This window comes from Mesorhizobium sp. WSM4312 (assembly GCF_002294875.1).
Taxonomy (GTDB): Bacteria; Pseudomonadota; Alphaproteobacteria; order Rhizobiales; family Rhizobiaceae; genus Mesorhizobium.
In genome coordinates, this window is sequence record NZ_NSFU01000031.1 from 1 (window position 1) to 16,407 (window position 16,407).

A 16,407-nucleotide genomic window follows, 5' to 3' on the forward strand; every position below is an offset into this window, starting at 1 on the left:
TTGCCCTGCTGGGCGCCATCGGCGCCAAGGCGGGCGGCGCCAACATCCTTCGCGCAACGTTGCGCGTGACCTTCTGGGGCGCCTTCGCCATGGCGCTCACCGCCGGTATCGGCGCGCTGGTCGGCACCGCGGTGTAAGCGGCCGGCCACCTGCCCGGCCGCTTATGCCATCACCCGCCGACCGCGACCTGGATCCAGGACAAGGCCACCGCTTGCGATTGCCGCGCCTCCCATGCCATCTGTCCGATACAACGGACCGACCCGAAGCAGAATGGCAGCACGACCGACATCGCCCACAGCCAGGCCATCAGGCGTCAGCCTCAACCGCGCGCTGTCGAAACTCGGCCTGTGCTCGCGCACGCAGGCGCAGGTGCTGATCGCGGAAGGGCGCGTGCGCGTCGGCGGCAAGGTGGTCCGCGACGCCGCGCTGCGCGTCGACCTGAACCGCGACCGCATCGTCGTCGATGGCGCGCCCGTCATTGCCGAGCGCAAGGTCTATGTCATGCTCAACAAGCCACGCGGGCTGGTCACCACCCGCGACGACCCGCAGCAGCGCGACACCGTCTATGCCTGCCTCGAAGGGCTCGATTTGCCCTTCGTCTCGCCGGTCGGCCGCCTCGACAAGGCCAGCGAAGGCCTATTGCTGATGACCAACGACACGCATTTCGCCAACCGGTTGATGGACCCGGCCTCGCATCTGCCCAAGACCTATCACGTCCAGGTCAGCACGGTGCCTGACGAAGCGATGCTGAAGGCGCTGCGCGCGGGCGTCACCGTCGATGGCGAGACCCTGACCGCCAATTCGATCGCGCTTTTGCGCAGCGGCGGCCGCACCGCCTGGCTGGAGATCGTGCTCGACGAGGGCCGCAACCGCCACATCCGCCGCCTGCTCGCCGCGCACGGCATCGAGGTCAAGCGCCTCATCCGCATCGCCATCGGGCGCTTGCCCCTGGGCGACCTCGCCAAGGGCGCGGCGCGGCATTTGACGCCGGACGAGTTGGCGTTGCTGGAAGGCTGAGTGCGTCCCGCCCGCCAGACCGCAAGCGGCCAGGTTCATTTTTTCGTCGGGAGTTTGCGCCAGAGCGAGGAGATGGACCGGCGGCCCATCACGCCTTGTTGGTGATCCACATGCTTGGCGCGCCGACCACGCCGGCGCTTGCCATCGCCTCTTTCAATTTTGGGTTCTTGATGAAGGCCTGTGCCTCGGCGACACTGGCGAAATCATGGGTCACGGTGACGTCGTTGGGGTTGTCCGCCGCCTGATAGACGGCCTCTACGGTCGGTAGTCACTATTTGCACGGTATATTAGTAAATGTTAAATTAAAGACTGGAACCGCGATTGGTATGCGGCTCGCGACCATTCCGGCGATCGCTCGGCGTGGAGAAACTGGTAACCAGAAACCGGAACACGGGAGGATGAAATGACTTTCAAGCATTGTCTGCTGGCCGTCGTTTTCACGTCACTCTGCATGGGATCTGCTCAGGCCCAGCCTGCGAAAGAAGCCATCGAAGCCGCTAATGCCGAGTTCGTGAAGGCGTACAACAGCAAGGATGCGGCCGCGGTTGCCTCGAAATACACGGATGATGCGGCCGCATTCCCGCCGGATATGGCGCGGGTCGACGGCCGCCAGAATATCCAGAAGCTATGGCAGGGCGCGATGGATATGGGCATATCGGAGCTCACGCTCACGACGCTTGATGTCCAGGAAAGCGGAGATTTTGCGTTCGAGTCCGGGAGTTTCTCCCTCAAGGCGCCGGGCAAGGATTCGAAGCTGGTGGATGCCGCCGGGAAGTATGTCGTGGTCTGGAGGAAGGGTCAGGACGGAGGCTGGAAGCTCTACCGGGACATATGGAACTCCGACCCCGGGAAATGAGTCCGCATGCAGCCATCCCCGCCTGCGGATGGTGCTCGCAAGCGACTGATCTGGCTGTAGGCCTGAACGCGGGGAATAATGGCGATAAGGGTGATCGGAACGGGCTTTGGCCGGACAGGAACGGACTCGATGCGCGAGGCGCTGACGATCCTTGGCTTCGGCCCCTGTCACCACATGTCCGAAGTCATGGGCAATGAAGACCAGAAGCGGCTTTGGCGTGCGCTGGCGAAGGGCGCGGCGCCAGACTGGAACCAGCTGTTCGCGGGCTACGCGTCCTGCATCGACTGGCCCTCGGCGCACTATTGGCGTGATCTGATTGAGTTCTATCCGAATGCCCGGGTCATCCTGACATACCGATCTCCGGAAAGCTGGTGGGCAAGCTTCGAGAAAACGATCCTCGCGAGTATCAGCCAGAGCACGGATCAGGAATCGCTGGGTCTTGCCCTGATCTCCAGGCAAGTCTTCGACGGCCGGCCGCACGATCGCGCCAATGCCATAGCCGTCTACGAGGCCAACGTAAGGGCGGTCATTGCGACAGTGCCGCCTGGTCGGCTGCTGGTCCACAATCTCGGAGATGGGTGGAAGCCGCTCTGCCTGCATCTCGAAGTGCCGGTGCCGGACAAGCCCTATCCCAATCGCAACAGCACCAAGGACTTTCAGTCGGCTCTTGCACAGAACTAGTTGGCCGTCTGCAAGGAGCGCGTTAGCGGACGTTCCGTACGGCGACCACTGCACGTTTAATTAGCCACAATGTTCACGAATGAGAGCCGCCTGATCCGCGCCCGCGAAAGATTTTCGCCGCCCCACCGATGATTTCCACCCGCCCGCGCTGTCCTCATCCATGGGCGCCGGAATTGTCCGGGCCGGAACAGTGAGGTGATCCATGCGATCGTTGCAAGGTCAAAATGTCGTCGTGGTCGGAGGCAGCCGGGGTGTCGGCCGCTCGATCGTGGAAGCCGCGCTCGGCGAGGGCGCAGATGTGCTTGCCGTCGCCCGCGGCGCGGAAGCTTTGAAGGAGCTCTCCTGGGAAAAGCCCGGAGTCAGGACGCTGGCCGCCGACGCCACGCAGGACATGGCGCCCGATAGGGTGTTCGCCGCGCTGCAGCCGGATGTGCTGGTGATCTGCGCCGGCGCCTTCGCGCCGTCAGCCTCCATCCAGGACCAGAGCTGGGACGATTTCTCGGCGAATTGGGAGACGGACGTCAAGGCGTCGTTCCTGTTCTGCAGGGCAGCGCTGCAAAGCCGGTTGAAGCCGGGCAGCCGCGTGGTGCTGATCTCCAGCGGCGCGGCATTCAGCGGCGGACCGCCGAACTCCGGCGGCTATTCCGGCGCCAAGCAGATGCAGATGTTCCTCGCCGCCCACAGCCAGAAGGAGGCCGACCGGCTTGGCCTTGGCCTGCGCTTCATGGCACTGGCGCCGATGCGCATCATGGCCGGCACCGGCGTCGGCCAGCGCGGCATTGCGAGCATCTCCGCCTATCTCGGCATCAGCCCGGCGGATTTCCTGGCCAGCCTAAGCGATGTGCAGACGCCCGCCGATGTCGGGCGCGCCGTGGTGGCGCTCGCCGGCGGCAAAGTGCCAGGCATCGCCTTCACGGTCAGTGGCAGCGGCCTTGCCGCCGCGGCATGAGGCGCGCAGGATGCGAGACGAACTCCGCATGGCAGGCTCGACATGACAGACGCTCCCGGCCCGTTTGAGCCGCTGAGCCCGACAGGCGGGCCGATCCTCGATCGGCCTGCCTTCGAGCGCCTGACGATGGCCCACCGCCGGACGCTGAAGCTGCATTGCTACCGGATGATGGGCTCGCTGCACGAGGCCGACGATCTCGTCCAGGAGACGTTCCTCAAGGCCTGGCGCGGCCGCGCGCAATTCGACGGGCGCGGCTCGCCGCGCGGCTGGCTCTACACGATCGCCACCAACGCCTGCCTCAACGCCATCAAGGCGCGGTCGTCGGCCCACCGCGTCCTCGAAATGCCCGCGCGGCCGCCGAGCGAAGGGCGCGCAGCCGCCGGGCCGGCGGTCGAACTCTCCTGGCTGGAGCCCTACCCCGACGCCGAACTGCCGGACCTTGCCGATGGCGAGCCCGGCCCGGATGCGCGCTACGAGACAAATGAGGCCGTGCGGCTGGCCTTCGTCGCCGCCATCCAACTACTGCCGCCGAGGCAACGCGCCTCCCTGCTGCTGTGCGACGTGCTGGGCTGGTCGGCGCTGGAGACCGCGCAATTGCTGGGCGGTTCGACCGCCTCGGTCAACAGCGCCCTGCAGCGGGCGCGCGCGACGCTTGGCGAGCGCTATCCCGGGGGACGGCCCGAGCAGCGATCGCAGCCCAACCGAGAGGAAGGCGTGCTGCTCGAACGCTATATCAGCGCCTGGCAGGCCGCCAATCTTGACGGCTTCGTCGCGCTGCTGCGCGAGGACGCCACCTACCACATGCCGCCATGGCGCGACTGGTACCAGGGACATCAGGCGATCCACGGTTTCTTCAAAACCGTGTGGGGCAATTTCGCCGGCTACCGCGCCGTGGCGACACGGGCCAACGGCCAGCCGGCGGTCGCGATCTATGCCCGGCGCCATCAGGAGTCCGAATGGCGCGCGCAATCGCTGCATGTCATCGAGCCGGCCGATGGCGCTATCGCCTCGCTGACGATCTATGTCGCCCCGCTCGGCCCTGCCCTGTTCGCCGCCTTCGGCCTGCCGCCGGTCTGGTCCGGACCGGAAGCGTAGCCGTCGCCTCCACTCCTGACGGAAAGCTGGCAGGAGGCCTGGCCTATAGATCGGCCGGGAGCCCGGCCGTGGCTTCAGCGATCAAGGAGCCAACAATGAATTTCGTCTCTGTCCGCATCATCACCTCGGACGTTCAGCGCCTCGTGCGCTTCTACGGCGAGATCACCGGCATGCCGGTGACGGTCTACACGGAGGATTTCGCCGAACTCGCGACACCTTCCGGCACGGTGGCGATCGGCAGCACGCGCACCTTGATGCTGTTCGGCGGCGACATCGCCCGCCCCGCCGACAACCACACGGCCATCCTCGAATTCCGCGTCGGCGACGTCGATGCCGAATTCATCAGGCTGTCGGACTTCATCAGGGACACGACCGTGCAGAAGCCGACCACCATGCCCTGGGGTAACCGCTCGCTGCTGTTTCGCGACCCCGACGGCAATCTGGTGAATTTCTTCACGCCGGTGACGGCGGAAGCGATCCGGAAGTTCGATAAGTAGGAGGCGGACGCGCGGTTTGAGTTGGTTCAGCGCCTGGCATCGGGGATTGGCTGAAGCCACCCAACGCGTCGTCATGCTAGGGCGAAGCAGGAACGCAGCTCCGTCGCGGAGACCCTAGGATCCATGCCGGGACCTTCGACGTAGAGTGCAGCGGAGCAGTATTCTGCACCGTAGCGGCGCCTAGAAGTCGCGGCATGGATCCTCGGGTCTGCGCCGCGTCGCTTCGCTCCTTGCTTCGCCCGTGGATGACGAAGCGATGCGCGTTCCCGCGAGTGGGCCGCAGCGATGCCCGCTACTTCAGGTTCCATTTGCGCACGACCGGCTCGCCGAGATCATGCTCGTAGCCGAGCACGCTGATGCTTGCCGTATCGAGCACGAACAGCGCGCCGCCTTCCGGCGGCAGGCCGAGCCAGCGGGCGGCGAGCACGCGCAGGAAATGCGCGCTGGAAAAGATCAGGATCGAGCCGCCAGCTTCGCGAAGCCGTCTGATGATCCTGTCGGCACGGGCGCCGACATCGGCGGCCGTCTCGCCTTGCGGGCAACCGTCGCGAAACACGTTCCAGCCCGGCCGCTCGGCCAGGATGTCCTTGGTGGTGCGCCCCTCATAGGCGCCGTAGTCCCACTCCTGCAGATCATCGTTTCTGACGCTCTCACCGCCAAAGCCAGCCAGCACGCTGGTGTTGTAGGCGCGCTGCGAGGGGCTCGACCACACCGCCGAGAACGACAGGCCTGCGAGCCGCTGCGCCACGCCCCGCGCGGCGGCCTCGCCCGCCACCGTCAGCGGCATGTCGGTGCGGCCGGTATGCTGCCCCGAAAGGCTCCACGCCGTCTCGCCATGCCGGACCAGATGGATTTGCGGATACGCGCTGCTCATACGCTCGGCCCTTCGTTGATGTCGGGCCAAAGCTGTAGCGGTCGGCGCAAGGGAGCGAAAGACCCGGCGACCATCGCGCCAGGCGGTCGGGGCGCAACCGAGCCAAAGCCAACAGGGATACCGGAAGATCGCCGCGGCACGCCCCTCGTCTGGCCCTGATCCACATGACGCTGGCCCTGTGAGCAGCCCGGCGGCGCAACTATATCAGGAGGGGGCCACCAAGGCTCCCGCCCCAAGGGCGCCAACCCTTGCACAACAGGTCAGATCATCATGTACAAACATCTGCTCATCGCCACCGACGGGTCGGAACTGGCCGACAAGGGCGTTGCCCATGGCCTCACATTGGCAAAAGGCATCGGCGCCGCCGTCACCTTCGTCACCGTCTCGGAACCGTTCCCCATCTTGGCCTGGGGCGGCGCCATGGCCGGCTACGCGGCGGGCGACGAACTGGTCGTCTACCAGGAAGAGGCGCGTAAATATGGCAAGGAGGTTCTGGCCAAGTGCAAGGCCTCGGCCGAGGCAGCGGGCGTGTCCGCCAAGCTTGTGCATGTCGAGGACAAACGGCCCGCCGAGGCGATCCTGGAACTGTCGCAGGCGCAGGGCTGCGACCTGATCGTGATGGCCTCGCATGGCCGCCGCGGCCTGGGCAAGCTGCTTCTGGGCAGCCAGACTGCGGAAGTGCTGTCCTACACCGCGATTCCGGTTCTGGTCGTTCGGTAATAGATCGGCCGGCGCTCATGCCCTTGAGGTCAACGCGGCAGGATTTATATTGTACGGATTCAATCCGTACCGTATTATCATGAGCAAAGGGGATACCTATGCCGCGCAACGTCAGTGACAACGGTCGAATCGATTTTCGGATTGCGCCCGAAGCGAAAGCTGTGATCGCTCGTGCGGCGGCCTTGTCGAATGTCGGCCTGACCGAGTTCGTCACGCGTTCGGCACTGCGTGACGCCCAAGCCACGATCGAGCGCGCGGAACATCTTGCGCTATCAGAACGGGACAGTCTGCGTATCCTCGACCTGCTTGAGAACCCACCCTCCCCGACCAACCGTCTTATCCGCGCCGCCAAGGCCGGTCAGACCCTCGCGTGAACTCCACTACCTGGCAGGAAACGCCGATCGGGAAACAGCATGACCGTGCCGCCTTCGACTGCGGCGACACGGACCTCGACACCTATTTGCAGCGCTTCGCCCGTCAAAACCATGAAAGCGGTGGCGCGAAAACTTTCGTTGCCGTGACGGCGCAAGATCCTTCGCGCATCCTAGGGTTCTATTCTCTCAGCCCGGCTTCGATCGACTTTGTCCGGACGCCGGCCATCGCCAGACGCGGCCTTGGCCGCTATGAGGTGCCGGTCTACCGTCTAGGTCGGCTCGCAGTGGATCGTTCGATACAAGGCCGCGGCCTCGGCGGCGGTTTGCTGCTCGCTGCCGGAAAGCGCTGTATGGCAGTCGCGGAGGAAGTCGGCGGCGTTGCCTTGCTGATCGATGCCAAAGGGGATCAGGCGGCACGCTGGTATGAGGGTTACGGTGCGGTCCGTCTCGACGACGCGCCGTTGTCCCTGATCCTGCCTTTCGCCGTTATCGCCAAGGCGATAGCTGCGTTCTGAACGCCTGCGGCGGTGCTGGTGGTTCGCTAAGCCTGGCCCTTGGAGGCAGAATCCGGCATGCGTCAGCTATTCGTTTAGCCGTGCCGGAGGGAAACAACGAATGGCGCATGAGGATCACACCAGGGTAATCCCCGGGAGAACGCCGCAATCGGCGGCCATGCTGGCGGACGTCAAACGGGCGATGGCGATCACCGCCCGTCTCAACCAGTTGACGTTCAACGACGCGGACGAGGTCCGCGCCCTGTTCAGCGAACTCATCGGCAGGAAGGTCGACGACAGCTTCCTGCTGATCCCGCCCTTCTACGCGACCGGCGGGGCCGACACCCGCATTGGCCGCAATGTCTTTATCAATCAGAACTGCACGTTTTATGATCTTGGCGGGCTCGACATTGCCGACGATGTGCTGATCGGGCCGAATGTCAGCCTCATCACGTCAGGCCATCCGCTCGAATCGTCGCGGCGACGCGCCTTCACGACGGCAAGGCCGATCGTCATCGAGCGCAATGTCTGGATCGCCGCCGGCGCGACGGTCCTCGGCGGCGTGGCCATCGGCGAAAATTCCGTCGTCGCGGCGGCCTCGGTGGTGACCAGGGACGTTCCCGCGAACACGCTTGTCGGCGGCAACCCGGCGCGGGTTATCAGGTCGATTGCCGAGTGAGTCCACCTCACATCAGCGCCTCCAGCGCAAGATACACCCCCAGCGCCAGCAACCCGACAAAGAACACCTTTCGAAAAGTCTCGACGCTCATCCTCTGGCGCAGCGCCTGGCCGATGAACATGCCGCCCAGCGCCGGCAGCAGCGCCAGGATCGAGCCCGTCAGTTGCGCCGTCGGCGACGCGAAAGCGCCTGTCCTGAACAGGCCGAGGGCAAGCGCCGCCGTCGAGACGGTGAAGGACAGGCCGAGTGCCTGGATGAGATCTTCCTTCTCCAGCCGCATCGACTGCAGATAGGGCACCGCCGGAATGACGAAGACGCCGGTGGCGCCGGTGACCAGCCCGGTCGCCACGCCGACCAGCGGGGACATCAAGGCCTCGTGGCGCACCGGCGTGGTGAAGCCAAGCCTGAGGAGGCCGAGAATGGCGTAAAGCACCAACGCCGCGCCGAGCCCGGCCGAGGCCGCGCCCGCATGCGCGCCGGTGAGCACCCCTGCCCCGGCGACGGTGCCCAGCATGATGCCGGCCATCATCGTCCACAGCCGCCTGCACAGGCCGCCGAAGGCGGGGCCGGTGAACAGCTGCCAGAGATTGGTGACCAGCGACGGGATCAACAGCAAAGCGGCGGCCTCGGCCGGCGGCATCGTCACCGCCAGCAGGCCCATCGCCACGGTCGGCAGGCCCATGCCGACGACCCCCTTGACGAAACCGGCGGCGAGGAAAACGGCGCCGATCCAGGCGATGATGCCGGCGCTCAGCATGCCCACGGGATCAATCATGCAGCAGCATGTCAGCCGCATCGGCATCCGGTTTTGCCGGCACGGCATCATGGCTGGCGGGAACCGCCGTCGTGCATCCGCGCAGGCCGGGCTGCGCCTGCGCCATGGCAAGCGAGGCCACGGCGACCGCCAGCACGATCGCCATGCCTTCAAGAATTCCGAGCCGGCCTGTCGCTTTTTCGCCCATCGCAAACCTCCATCGCAAAAGATTTGACGGACATCCGGCCCGCGCACAATGTGGAAGTTGCGCTGCCAGCCTTCGTCCAGGCCGAAGGCTGGGGCCAACATCATGCACGTCGCAGGGAGCAAGAAATGCGCTTCGATCTCACCGATCTCCGGCTGTTCCTGCTGGTGGCCGAGCGCGGCAGCATCACCCATGGCGCCGAGCTTGCCGGGCTGGCGCTGGCCTCGGCAAGCGCCCGCATCAAGGGCATGGAGGAGCGGCTCGGCGCGCCGCTTCTGGAGCGCCGCCGCCGCGGCGTGGTGCCGACTGCCGCCGGCCAGGCGCTGCTGCACCATGCGCGGGCCGTGCAGAACCAGATCGAGGCGATGGCCGGCGACCTCGGCGCCTATGCCGGCGGCCTGCGCGCCCGCGTGCGGCTGATGGCCAACACCGCCGCCACGGCCGAACTTTTACGCGACACCTTGCCGGCCTTCCTGGCGGCCCATCCCGGCATCGACATCGATTTGGAGGAGCGCCCCAGCCACGAGATCGCCGAGGCGGTGGCGAGTGGTGCGGCCGATCTCGGCATCGCCGCGACCTGGGCCGGCCTTGCGCATCTCGAACAGAAACCGTTCTTCATCGACCGGCTGGTGGTGATCGCCGCGCGGAACTGGCCGGGGCTAGCCGGCCTGCACAGCGCCAGCCTCGCCGACATGCTGGGCGAATCCTTCGTTGGCCTCGGCCTCGGCCACGCCCTGCAGGAGCAGGTCACCCGCCAGGCCGCCCGGCTGGGCGGCCATCTGCATATCCGCATCCGCGTGCCCGGGCTCGACAATGTCTGCCGGCTGGTCGCGCAAGGTGCCGGCATCGCCATCGTGCCGGAAAGCACCGCCCGACATTCGGCTCGCACGCTGTGCAGCCTGCGGCTGACCGACGACTGGGCGACCCGCCAGCTCAATCTGTGCGCCCGCAGCTTCGACGAACTGACGCCGCAGGCAAAGCTTCTGGCCGCGGCGCTTGATCCCGCCTCCAGCATGGGGAGGAGATGATCATAGCCCATAAATGATACGGGCCTTGCTGTTATTAAAAATTTCCCCTAGGGTCTTTTCACATAAGAAAGAATAGATCATCTATTTATCTCATTTGTGAAAGACGGGCACTTTGCGGGAACATCTCGATCTGACCGATCGGCGGCTGGTCAAACAGCTGTCGCAGGACGCCCAGCCGGGCATCAACCGCCTTGCCGAGATCTTGGCGATTTCGGTGCCGACGGTGCGCTCGCGGCTGCGCAATTTGCTCGACCGCAATTTGCTCAAGATCGTCGGCCTGCTGAACCTCACCGAGCGGCCGGAACTGATCTCGGCTATTGTCGGCATCAATGCCCAGGGGCGCGGCCGGGCCCGCGAACTGGCGCAGCGCATTTCCGAACTGCCATTCGTCAACTCGGCTTCGGTGGTCACCGGACGCTTCGACATCATCGTCGACGTGACGGTGGCCGGTGACGTCGCCGATCTCTATCGCGTCACCAGCGAACTGATCCCGGGCGCCGGCGAGCCGGGCGAGGTCGTGCGCAGCGAAACCTTCGTCGTCATGGCGTCCTGCAACAAATGGGTCAGCCTGCCCGAAGGCTGCTGGTCGGACGACCGCAAGGAGCCGGCATGAGAATAGCGGTTCTCGGCGGCCTCGGCCTGCAAGGCCGCGCGGCCATCGCCGATCTCGTCGCCAGTGGTGTCGAGGAGGTGATCTGCGTCGATACCGCGCCGGATGGCGCGGCCCGGCTGGCTGATCTGACCGACCTTTCCCGCGTGCGTTTCGTCATGCCCAAGGGTGCGATCGGACCGGCGCTTGCCGGTGTGCTGGCGGACGCCGACGCCGTCATCGATTTGCTGCCGCAGCCGCTGATGCGCGAGGCGGTGCAAGCCGCCATCGCAACCCGCACGCCGCTGGTCACCACCAATTATGCCAAGACCATCGCCGACCTGGCGCCGGAAGCCGAACGGGCCGGTGTATCGATCATGACCGAATGCGGGCTCGATCCCGGCATCGACCTCGTGCTTTACGCCCGCGCCGCGAAACAGTTCGACGCGATCGCATCAATCGATTCCTATTGCGGCGGCATTCCCGAGCCGAAGGCGATGGCCAAGCCGCTTTGCTACAAGGTGAGCTGGAACTTCGACATGGTCCTGGTCAGCCAGAACCGCGACAGCGTGATGATCGAGGACGGCAAGCGCGTCGCCGTGCCCGCAGCCCGCCAGCACGACAGTCCTTTCATCCATGAGATCGAGGTCGCCGGCCTCGGCCGGCTGGAAGCCTTCCCCAATGGCGATGCGCTGCATTATGTCGAGATGCTTCCCGCGGCCAAAGGGCTGCGCCGCTCCGGCCGCTACACGTTGCGCTGGCCCGGATGGTCGGCCTTCTGGGCGCCGCTGAAGGAACTCGGTTTCCTCTCCGAGGACAAGGTGCCCGGCACCTCCATCAGCCCGCGCGAATTCCTCGGCCGGCTGCTCGGCCCGCAACTGCAATATGGCCCCGGCGAGAAGGACCTTTGCGTGATGCGCAATGTCTTTTCCGGCCTCCAAGGCGGCCGCGCCAAGACCGTGACATCCGACTTGATCATCGAGCGCGACCTGGCGTCGGGCCTGTTCGGCATGAGCCTCGGCGTCGGCTACCCCGCCAGCATCGTGGCGCAGATGCTGGCGCGGCGCGAGATCACCACGCCAGGCCTTTTGAACCCGCTGCTCGACGTGCCCGACGAAGCCTTCTTCGACGAACTGGCCAAACGCGGCATCAAGGTTGCCGAGACGGTGGCCTGGGACTGAGGATTTTCGAACGGCCCGCCGGCAAACGGCGTCGCCGCTCAAAAAAGAGCCCAAGGGAATCCGCGGGCAAACAACAACAGGGAGGAATGTCAGAATGAAGATTGCCAGACTTTTCATCGCCGGAAGACTTTTCATCGCCGGACTTGCGCTCGCGGGCCTGACCGCTGCCGCCAGCGCCGGAACGCTGGACGAGATCACCAAGCGCGGCGAATTGCGCGTCGCCGTGCAGACGCAAGGACCGCCCTTCTCGCTGGTCGGCGCCAATGGCGAACGCACCGGCAGTTCGGTCGAACTCGCCGAACTGATGGCCAAGGAAATGGGTGTGAAGATCACCTTCCTCGACTTCGACTGGGACGGCCTGATCCCGGCGCTCTTGTCCGGCAAGGCCGATCTCCTGGTCGCCGACATGACGCCGACGCTGGCGCGCGGCATGAAGGTCGCCTTCACCACGCCTTACATGTACACGGGCAGCACCGTCTTCACCAAGGCCGACAGCAAGTTCAAGACCACCGAGGACTGCAAAGCCAAGGGCACCAAGATCGCCGTGCTGCTCGGCGCCACCGGCGAGAAGGAAGCCAAGGCCGCCTTCCCCGATGCCGACATCAAGAGCTACAAGGGCGGCGGTCCGCTGCTGCTCGACGCGGTCAACAACGGCCAGGCCGATTGCGGCGTCAATGACGTCTCGGCGGTCAAGGGCCAGTCGACCGCCTACCCGGCCGGCACCTTCACCATCATGCCGGACCTCTTGTCGAAGGAGCCGCTTGCCTTCGCCACCCGCTATGACGAGCCGGACCTGCTGGTCTGGATGAACCTGTTCCTCAACCAGGTCACCATCGACGGCCGCCTGCAGAAGAACCTCGACTACTGGGTCAATTCCGACGCCTGGAAGAAAGACCACTAAATTGGGTGAGTAGGCAGTAGTGAGTAGTGAGTAGCCATTCGGCGCACTTCTCTACCGCCTACTGCCTACTGCCCTACTGCCCTACTGCCTACTGCCTACTGCCTACTCACTACTCACACCGCCGCGCGCTCATGCTCGAAAATTTCAGTTTCCGCACCATCGTCGAATACCTGCCGCTGTTCGGGCAGGGCCTGGTCACGACTGTCTGGCTATCGGCGATCTCCTTTGTCGGCGCGCTCCTCGTCGGCATCGTGCTGTGCGCCATGAATTTGCAGCGCGGCTGGCTGTTTCGCGCGCCGGCCAAGGCCTATATCGACGCGGTGCGCGCCACGCCCTTGCTGGCGCAGCTCTATTTCCTCTATTTCGGCCTGCCCCGGCTCGGCTTCGTGCTGCCGGAACTCGTCGTCGGCATCCTCGCTTTGTCATTGAACAGCGGCGCCTATATCGCTGAAATCATTCGCGCCGGCATCCTGTCGATCCCGCGCGGCCAGGTCGAGGCCAGCGTCGCCTCCGGCATGACCTACACGCAGCGCATGCGCCTGGTCGTCCTGCCGCAAGCCTTCAAGGTGACGATCCCGCCGCTGCTCGGCCAGGCGATCGTGCTGGTCAAGGATTCCGCGCTTCTGTCGCTGATCTCGGTCGCCGAGCTGACGCGCGCCGGGCAGTTGCTCGCCTCCGATCGTTTCATGCCGGCGGAAGGCTTTCTCACCATCGCCGCCTTCTATTTGCTGCTCTACTACGGCCTGAAGGCACTGGCCGGTCTCTCGGGCCGCTGGCTCGGCACGGCGGGGGCGCGGACATGATCTGGCAGCAATTCGTCAGCCTCGCCGGCTCTTATCCGCTGGCCCTGCGCGGCCTCGGCATGACCGTGGTGCTGTCGCTGATCAGCCTGGTGCTCGGCACCTTGCTCGGCTTCGGTCTCGGCATCTTGCGCACCGGCGGCAACCGGCTGCTCTCCAGCATCATCGGCGCCTGGGTCGACCTCATCCGCGGCACGCCGTTCCTGGTGCAGATCTTCCTGATCTTCTTCATCCTGCCGGAGTTCGGCATCGAGCTCGACGCCTTCACCGCCGGCGTCATCGCGCTGACCAATCTCGCCGCCTGCTTCATCTGCGAGATCGTCGCCGCAGGCATCCGCTCGGTTCCATCAGGCCAGGTCGAGGCGGCGCTGGCGTCCGGCCTGTCGCGCTGGCAGCGCATGCGCCAGGTGGTGCTGCCGCAGGCGATGCGCATCGTGCTGCCGCCGCTGGTCGGGCAATATGTGCTCTTGATCAAGGATTCTTCCGTTGTCTCGGCCATCGGCCTGACCGACCTCACCCGCGTCGGCTGGCTGGTGGTGCAGCGTGTGCCCAACGGCCTGCTGGTCTTCTTCCTGGTCGGCGTCGGCTATTTCATCGTCTGCTATCCGCTGATCATGCTGGCCCGCCGGCTAGAATGCCGCATGGGTGCGGCGCATGGCGAGGTGCAGCTGTGACATCGAACCCCAAAGGGCCAAGCAATATGACCGAAGCGGGCATGACCCAACCAGGCCTGACCAAGACCGGCATGATCGACTTTCGCGGCGTCAACAAATGGTTCGGCGCGCTCAACGTGCTCAGGGATATCACGCTCAGCGTCGAGCCGCGCGAAGTGGTCGTCGTCTGCGGCCCGAGCGGCTCGGGCAAGAGCACGCTGATCCGCTGTATCAACGGGCTGGAGACAATCAAGGACGGCCACCTCATCGTCGACGGCCAGCGTCTCGGCGACCCCGCGACCAACATGACGCAGTTGCGCACCGAGATCGGCTTCGTCTTCCAGTCCTTCAACCTCTACCCGCACAAGACCGCGCTCGAAAACGTCACGCTGGCCCCGATCCATGTCCGCAAGATCCCGCGCGCCGAGGCCGAACAGGCCGGGCGCGAACTGCTGGCCAAGGTCGGCTTGGCCGACAAGGTCAACGCCTATCCGGCACAGCTCTCCGGCGGCCAGCAGCAGCGCGTGGCGATTGCGCGTTGCCTCGGCATGCGGCCCAAGATCATGCTGTTCGACGAACCGACTTCCGCCCTCGACCCGGAAATGATTTCGGAAGTGCTCGACGTCATGGTGGCGGTCGCCGAGGAAGGCATGACCATGATGGTGGTGACGCACGAGATGGGCTTTGCCCGCAAGGTCGCCCAGCGCGTCGTGTTCATGGATGCTGGCGCCATCGTCGAAAGCGGCACGCCCGACGAGTTCTTCTCACACCCCAAGACCGACCGCAGCCGCGCCTTCCTGAGCAAGATTCTCAGGCATTGAGGGCGGCGACCGTCGGCTTTGCGGTGCAACCGATCTGTAAGCCGTTAGGGCCATCGTACCGGGCGAGCGGCTGCCCTTCCGCTGCGGGCGAAAGGGCAAACCGTCTGGGATGGGCGGCTCAGGCCGCCGTCGGGTAATCCGTATAGCCCCTGGCGTCGCCGCCGTAGAACGTCGCCTTGTCGGGGACATTCAGTTCGGCATTGCGCTTCAGCCGGCTGACCAGGTCGGGATTGGCGATGAACAGCTTGCCGAACGCGACCAGGTCGGCATAGCCGTCCCCGACGGCCTTTTCGGCCAGTTCCTTGTCGTAGCCATTGTTCACCAGCCAGGCACCGGTGCCGCCGGCCTTGTGATAGGCGGCCTTGAGTTCTTCGTAATCGAACGGCTGGTCGCCCTGGCTGAAGTCGCGCGCGCCGCCGGTCGCGCCTTCGACGATGTGGATATAGGCAAGGCCACGGCTGCCCAGGCCCACCATCACATGGTTGAACAGCGGCTGCGGATCGGCATCCGAAGTGTCGTTGGCGGGTGTCACCGGCGACAGCCTGATCCCGGTCCTGCCGGCGCCGACTGCGCCCGTGACCGCGTCGACCACCTCGAACAGGAAGCGCGTCCGGTTCTCGATCGACCCGCCATACGCATCGCCGCGATGGTTGGTGCCCGAACGCAGGAACTGGTCGATGAGATATCCGTTGGCGCCATGGATCTCGACGCCGTCGAAACCCGCCACCTCGATCGCCGCCTTGGCGGCGCGGCGGAAATCATCGACGATGCCGGGAAGTTCGGCCGCATCGAGCGCGCGCGGCTCGGAGGTCTCGGCGAACTCGCCGCTGCCATCCGGTTTGACCAGGAACGTCTTGGAGTTTGCGCGGATCGCCGACGGCGCCACCGGCTTGCCGCTGCCGGGCTGCAATGTGTTGTGCGAGATGCGCCCGACATGCCAGAGCTGCACCACGATCTTGCCGCCGCCTCTATGGACGGCGTCGGTGACACGCTTCCAGCCGGCCAGCTGGTCCGCGCCATAGAGGCCGGGCACGTTGGCATAGCCCTGGCCCTGATGGCTGATGGCGGTGGCTTCCGTGACGATAAGACCAGCCGTGGCACGCTGGCTGTAATAGGTCACCGAGAGGTCGCCAGGCACCGCATTGGGCGAGCGATTGCGCGTCAGCGGCGCCATGACGATGCGGTTCGCCAGCGTCAGGTCGCCGGCCCGCAAGGGATCAAACAGGGTAGTCATGAGAA

Annotated in this window: 22 protein-coding genes and 1 pseudogene; 18 read left to right on the plus strand and 5 right to left on the minus strand. The window is 65.3% G+C overall.

Features of this window, described 5'->3' with window-relative positions; all coding sequences use genetic code 11:
- Positions 1–137: pseudogene (locus CK228_RS36170) on the plus strand (VIT family protein); the annotation flags it as partial.
- A gap of 133 nt (positions 138–270) precedes the next feature.
- Positions 271–1,017, plus strand: coding sequence for a pseudouridine synthase (locus tag CK228_RS32165; RefSeq protein ID WP_095790436.1), 747 nt, complete (start codon positions 271–273; stop codon positions 1,015–1,017).
- An 88-nt stretch (positions 1,018–1,105) separates the two neighbouring features.
- On the opposite strand, the gene CK228_RS36415 is transcribed toward CK228_RS32165, so the two are convergent.
- Positions 1,106–1,231: a hypothetical protein gene (locus tag CK228_RS36415; protein ID WP_280951056.1), complete on the minus strand. Its 126-nt coding sequence runs from the start codon at positions 1,229–1,231 to the stop codon at positions 1,106–1,108.
- A 189-nt stretch (positions 1,232–1,420) separates the two neighbouring features.
- Here CK228_RS36415 and CK228_RS32175 point away from each other — a divergent pair, with 189 nt between their 5' ends.
- The 5 genes from CK228_RS32175 to CK228_RS32195 all read left to right on the plus strand — a co-directional run bounded on the left by CK228_RS32175 (position 1,421) and on the right by CK228_RS32195 (position 5,095).
- Positions 1,421–1,873 (plus strand): DUF4440 domain-containing protein, encoded by a 453-nt coding sequence (locus CK228_RS32175; RefSeq protein ID WP_095790437.1) that lies wholly within the window; start codon positions 1,421–1,423, stop codon positions 1,871–1,873.
- Between the two features lie 78 nt (positions 1,874–1,951).
- Positions 1,952–2,554 carry a sulfotransferase family protein gene (locus tag CK228_RS32180; protein ID WP_095790438.1) on the plus strand — a complete coding sequence of 201 codons (603 nt, stop codon included), beginning with the start codon at positions 1,952–1,954 and terminating at the stop codon, positions 2,552–2,554.
- 202 nt (positions 2,555–2,756) lie between these two features.
- Positions 2,757–3,503, plus strand: coding sequence for an SDR family NAD(P)-dependent oxidoreductase (locus CK228_RS32185; protein ID WP_095790439.1), 747 nt, complete (start codon positions 2,757–2,759; stop codon positions 3,501–3,503).
- Positions 3,504–3,545: 42 nt separating this feature from the next.
- Positions 3,546–4,598 (plus strand): sigma-70 family RNA polymerase sigma factor, encoded by a 1,053-nt coding sequence (locus CK228_RS32190; RefSeq protein WP_095790440.1) that lies wholly within the window; start codon positions 3,546–3,548, stop codon positions 4,596–4,598.
- A gap of 95 nt (positions 4,599–4,693) precedes the next feature.
- Positions 4,694–5,095, plus strand: a complete 402-nt coding sequence (locus tag CK228_RS32195; RefSeq protein ID WP_095790441.1) for a VOC family protein — start codon at positions 4,694–4,696, stop codon at positions 5,093–5,095.
- 292 nt (positions 5,096–5,387) lie between these two features.
- Here the strand turns inward: CK228_RS32195 and CK228_RS32200 are convergent, their stop codons facing one another.
- A complete protein-coding gene (locus tag CK228_RS32200; protein WP_095790442.1) occupies positions 5,388–5,969 on the minus strand; it encodes a histidine phosphatase family protein in 582 nt (193 codons plus the stop codon).
- Between the two features lie 270 nt (positions 5,970–6,239).
- On the opposite strand from CK228_RS32200, the gene CK228_RS32205 reads away from it, so the two are divergent.
- The 4 genes from CK228_RS32205 (at position 6,240) to CK228_RS32220 (ending at position 8,236) form a co-directional block, all read left to right on the plus strand.
- Complete coding sequence (locus CK228_RS32205) at positions 6,240–6,689, plus strand: universal stress protein (protein ID WP_095790443.1); 450 nt, start codon at positions 6,240–6,242, stop codon at positions 6,687–6,689.
- 98 nt (positions 6,690–6,787) lie between these two features.
- Positions 6,788–7,063: a DUF1778 domain-containing protein gene (locus tag CK228_RS32210; RefSeq protein ID WP_095790444.1), complete on the plus strand. Its 276-nt coding sequence runs from the start codon at positions 6,788–6,790 to the stop codon at positions 7,061–7,063.
- The gene (locus CK228_RS32215; protein WP_095774888.1) at positions 7,060–7,578 is read left to right on the plus strand and encodes a GNAT family N-acetyltransferase; all 519 of its coding nucleotides are present in this window, start codon (positions 7,060–7,062) and stop codon (positions 7,576–7,578) included. Before CK228_RS32210 ends, CK228_RS32215 begins: the two co-directional genes overlap by 4 nt.
- A gap of 100 nt (positions 7,579–7,678) precedes the next feature.
- Positions 7,679–8,236 (plus strand): sugar O-acetyltransferase, encoded by a 558-nt coding sequence (locus CK228_RS32220; protein ID WP_095790445.1) that lies wholly within the window; start codon positions 7,679–7,681, stop codon positions 8,234–8,236.
- 7 nt (positions 8,237–8,243) lie between these two features.
- Here CK228_RS32220 and CK228_RS32225 read toward each other — a convergent pair whose 3' ends face one another.
- The gene (locus CK228_RS32225) at positions 8,244–8,993 is read right to left on the minus strand and encodes a sulfite exporter TauE/SafE family protein (protein ID WP_095790479.1); all 750 of its coding nucleotides are present in this window, start codon (positions 8,991–8,993) and stop codon (positions 8,244–8,246) included.
- 10 nt (positions 8,994–9,003) lie between these two features.
- On the minus strand, positions 9,004–9,198 hold the full coding sequence (locus tag CK228_RS32230) for a hypothetical protein (protein WP_095790446.1): 195 nt from the start codon (positions 9,196–9,198) through the stop codon (positions 9,004–9,006).
- Between the two features lie 125 nt (positions 9,199–9,323).
- On the opposite strand from CK228_RS32230, the gene CK228_RS32235 reads away from it, so the two are divergent.
- From CK228_RS32235 to CK228_RS32265, 7 genes are all read left to right on the plus strand, one after another.
- Positions 9,324–10,223, plus strand: coding sequence for a LysR substrate-binding domain-containing protein (locus tag CK228_RS32235; protein WP_095790480.1), 900 nt, complete (start codon positions 9,324–9,326; stop codon positions 10,221–10,223).
- Positions 10,224–10,335: 112 nt separating this feature from the next.
- Positions 10,336–10,836 carry an Lrp/AsnC family transcriptional regulator gene (locus tag CK228_RS32240; RefSeq protein WP_010910740.1) on the plus strand — a complete coding sequence of 167 codons (501 nt, stop codon included), beginning with the start codon at positions 10,336–10,338 and terminating at the stop codon, positions 10,834–10,836.
- Positions 10,833–11,993 (plus strand): saccharopine dehydrogenase family protein, encoded by a 1,161-nt coding sequence (locus tag CK228_RS32245; protein WP_095790447.1) that lies wholly within the window; start codon positions 10,833–10,835, stop codon positions 11,991–11,993. The genes CK228_RS32240 and CK228_RS32245 overlap by 4 nt, the downstream gene beginning before the upstream one ends.
- A 94-nt stretch (positions 11,994–12,087) precedes the next feature.
- Positions 12,088–12,894: an ABC transporter substrate-binding protein gene (locus tag CK228_RS32250; RefSeq protein ID WP_095774894.1), complete on the plus strand. Its 807-nt coding sequence runs from the start codon at positions 12,088–12,090 to the stop codon at positions 12,892–12,894.
- 131 nt (positions 12,895–13,025) lie between these two features.
- The gene (locus CK228_RS32255) at positions 13,026–13,697 is read left to right on the plus strand and encodes an amino acid ABC transporter permease (RefSeq protein ID WP_095790448.1); all 672 of its coding nucleotides are present in this window, start codon (positions 13,026–13,028) and stop codon (positions 13,695–13,697) included.
- Positions 13,694–14,368 (plus strand): amino acid ABC transporter permease, encoded by a 675-nt coding sequence (locus CK228_RS32260; RefSeq protein WP_095790449.1) that lies wholly within the window; start codon positions 13,694–13,696, stop codon positions 14,366–14,368. The genes CK228_RS32255 and CK228_RS32260 overlap by 4 nt, the downstream gene beginning before the upstream one ends.
- A 41-nt stretch (positions 14,369–14,409) precedes the next feature.
- The gene (locus tag CK228_RS32265; RefSeq protein ID WP_095790481.1) at positions 14,410–15,168 is read left to right on the plus strand and encodes an amino acid ABC transporter ATP-binding protein; all 759 of its coding nucleotides are present in this window, start codon (positions 14,410–14,412) and stop codon (positions 15,166–15,168) included.
- A 118-nt stretch (positions 15,169–15,286) separates the two neighbouring features.
- On the opposite strand, the gene CK228_RS32270 is transcribed toward CK228_RS32265, so the two are convergent.
- Positions 15,287–16,402, minus strand: a complete 1,116-nt coding sequence (locus CK228_RS32270) for an alkene reductase (RefSeq protein WP_095790450.1) — start codon at positions 16,400–16,402, stop codon at positions 15,287–15,289.
- Between the last annotated feature and the right edge of the window lie 5 nt (positions 16,403–16,407).

What these genes read in the sequence shown, in the direction of transcription:
- CK228_RS32230 (WP_095790446.1), bottom strand. Translation starts at nt 9,198, where the DNA reads ATGGGCGAAAAAGCGACAGGCCGGCTCGGAATTCTTGAAGGCATGGCG.
- CK228_RS32185 (WP_095790439.1), top strand. Translation starts at nt 2,757, where the DNA reads ATGCGATCGTTGCAAGGTCAAAATGTCGTCGTGGTCGGAGGCAGCCGG.
- CK228_RS32205 (WP_095790443.1), top strand. Translation starts at nt 6,240, where the DNA reads ATGTACAAACATCTGCTCATCGCCACCGACGGGTCGGAACTGGCCGAC.
- CK228_RS32220 (WP_095790445.1), top strand. Translation starts at nt 7,679, where the DNA reads ATGGCGCATGAGGATCACACCAGGGTAATCCCCGGGAGAACGCCGCAA.
- CK228_RS32195 (WP_095790441.1), top strand. Translation starts at nt 4,694, where the DNA reads ATGAATTTCGTCTCTGTCCGCATCATCACCTCGGACGTTCAGCGCCTC.
- CK228_RS32190 (WP_095790440.1), top strand. Translation starts at nt 3,546, where the DNA reads ATGACAGACGCTCCCGGCCCGTTTGAGCCGCTGAGCCCGACAGGCGGG.
- CK228_RS32210 (WP_095790444.1), top strand. Translation starts at nt 6,788, where the DNA reads ATGCCGCGCAACGTCAGTGACAACGGTCGAATCGATTTTCGGATTGCG.
- CK228_RS32235 (WP_095790480.1), top strand. Translation starts at nt 9,324, where the DNA reads ATGCGCTTCGATCTCACCGATCTCCGGCTGTTCCTGCTGGTGGCCGAG.
- CK228_RS32250 (WP_095774894.1), top strand. Translation starts at nt 12,088, where the DNA reads ATGAAGATTGCCAGACTTTTCATCGCCGGAAGACTTTTCATCGCCGGA.
- CK228_RS32225 (WP_095790479.1), bottom strand. Translation starts at nt 8,993, where the DNA reads ATGCTGAGCGCCGGCATCATCGCCTGGATCGGCGCCGTTTTCCTCGCC.
- CK228_RS32165 (WP_095790436.1), top strand. Translation starts at nt 271, where the DNA reads ATGGCAGCACGACCGACATCGCCCACAGCCAGGCCATCAGGCGTCAGC.
- CK228_RS32265 (WP_095790481.1), top strand. Translation starts at nt 14,410, where the DNA reads ATGACCCAACCAGGCCTGACCAAGACCGGCATGATCGACTTTCGCGGC.
- CK228_RS32245 (WP_095790447.1), top strand. Translation starts at nt 10,833, where the DNA reads ATGAGAATAGCGGTTCTCGGCGGCCTCGGCCTGCAAGGCCGCGCGGCC.
- CK228_RS32255 (WP_095790448.1), top strand. Translation starts at nt 13,026, where the DNA reads ATGCTCGAAAATTTCAGTTTCCGCACCATCGTCGAATACCTGCCGCTG.
- CK228_RS32270 (WP_095790450.1), bottom strand. Translation starts at nt 16,402, where the DNA reads ATGACTACCCTGTTTGATCCCTTGCGGGCCGGCGACCTGACGCTGGCG.
- CK228_RS32200 (WP_095790442.1), bottom strand. Translation starts at nt 5,969, where the DNA reads ATGAGCAGCGCGTATCCGCAAATCCATCTGGTCCGGCATGGCGAGACG.
- CK228_RS32260 (WP_095790449.1), top strand. Translation starts at nt 13,694, where the DNA reads ATGATCTGGCAGCAATTCGTCAGCCTCGCCGGCTCTTATCCGCTGGCC.
- CK228_RS32180 (WP_095790438.1), top strand. Translation starts at nt 1,952, where the DNA reads ATGGCGATAAGGGTGATCGGAACGGGCTTTGGCCGGACAGGAACGGAC.
- CK228_RS32175 (WP_095790437.1), top strand. Translation starts at nt 1,421, where the DNA reads ATGACTTTCAAGCATTGTCTGCTGGCCGTCGTTTTCACGTCACTCTGC.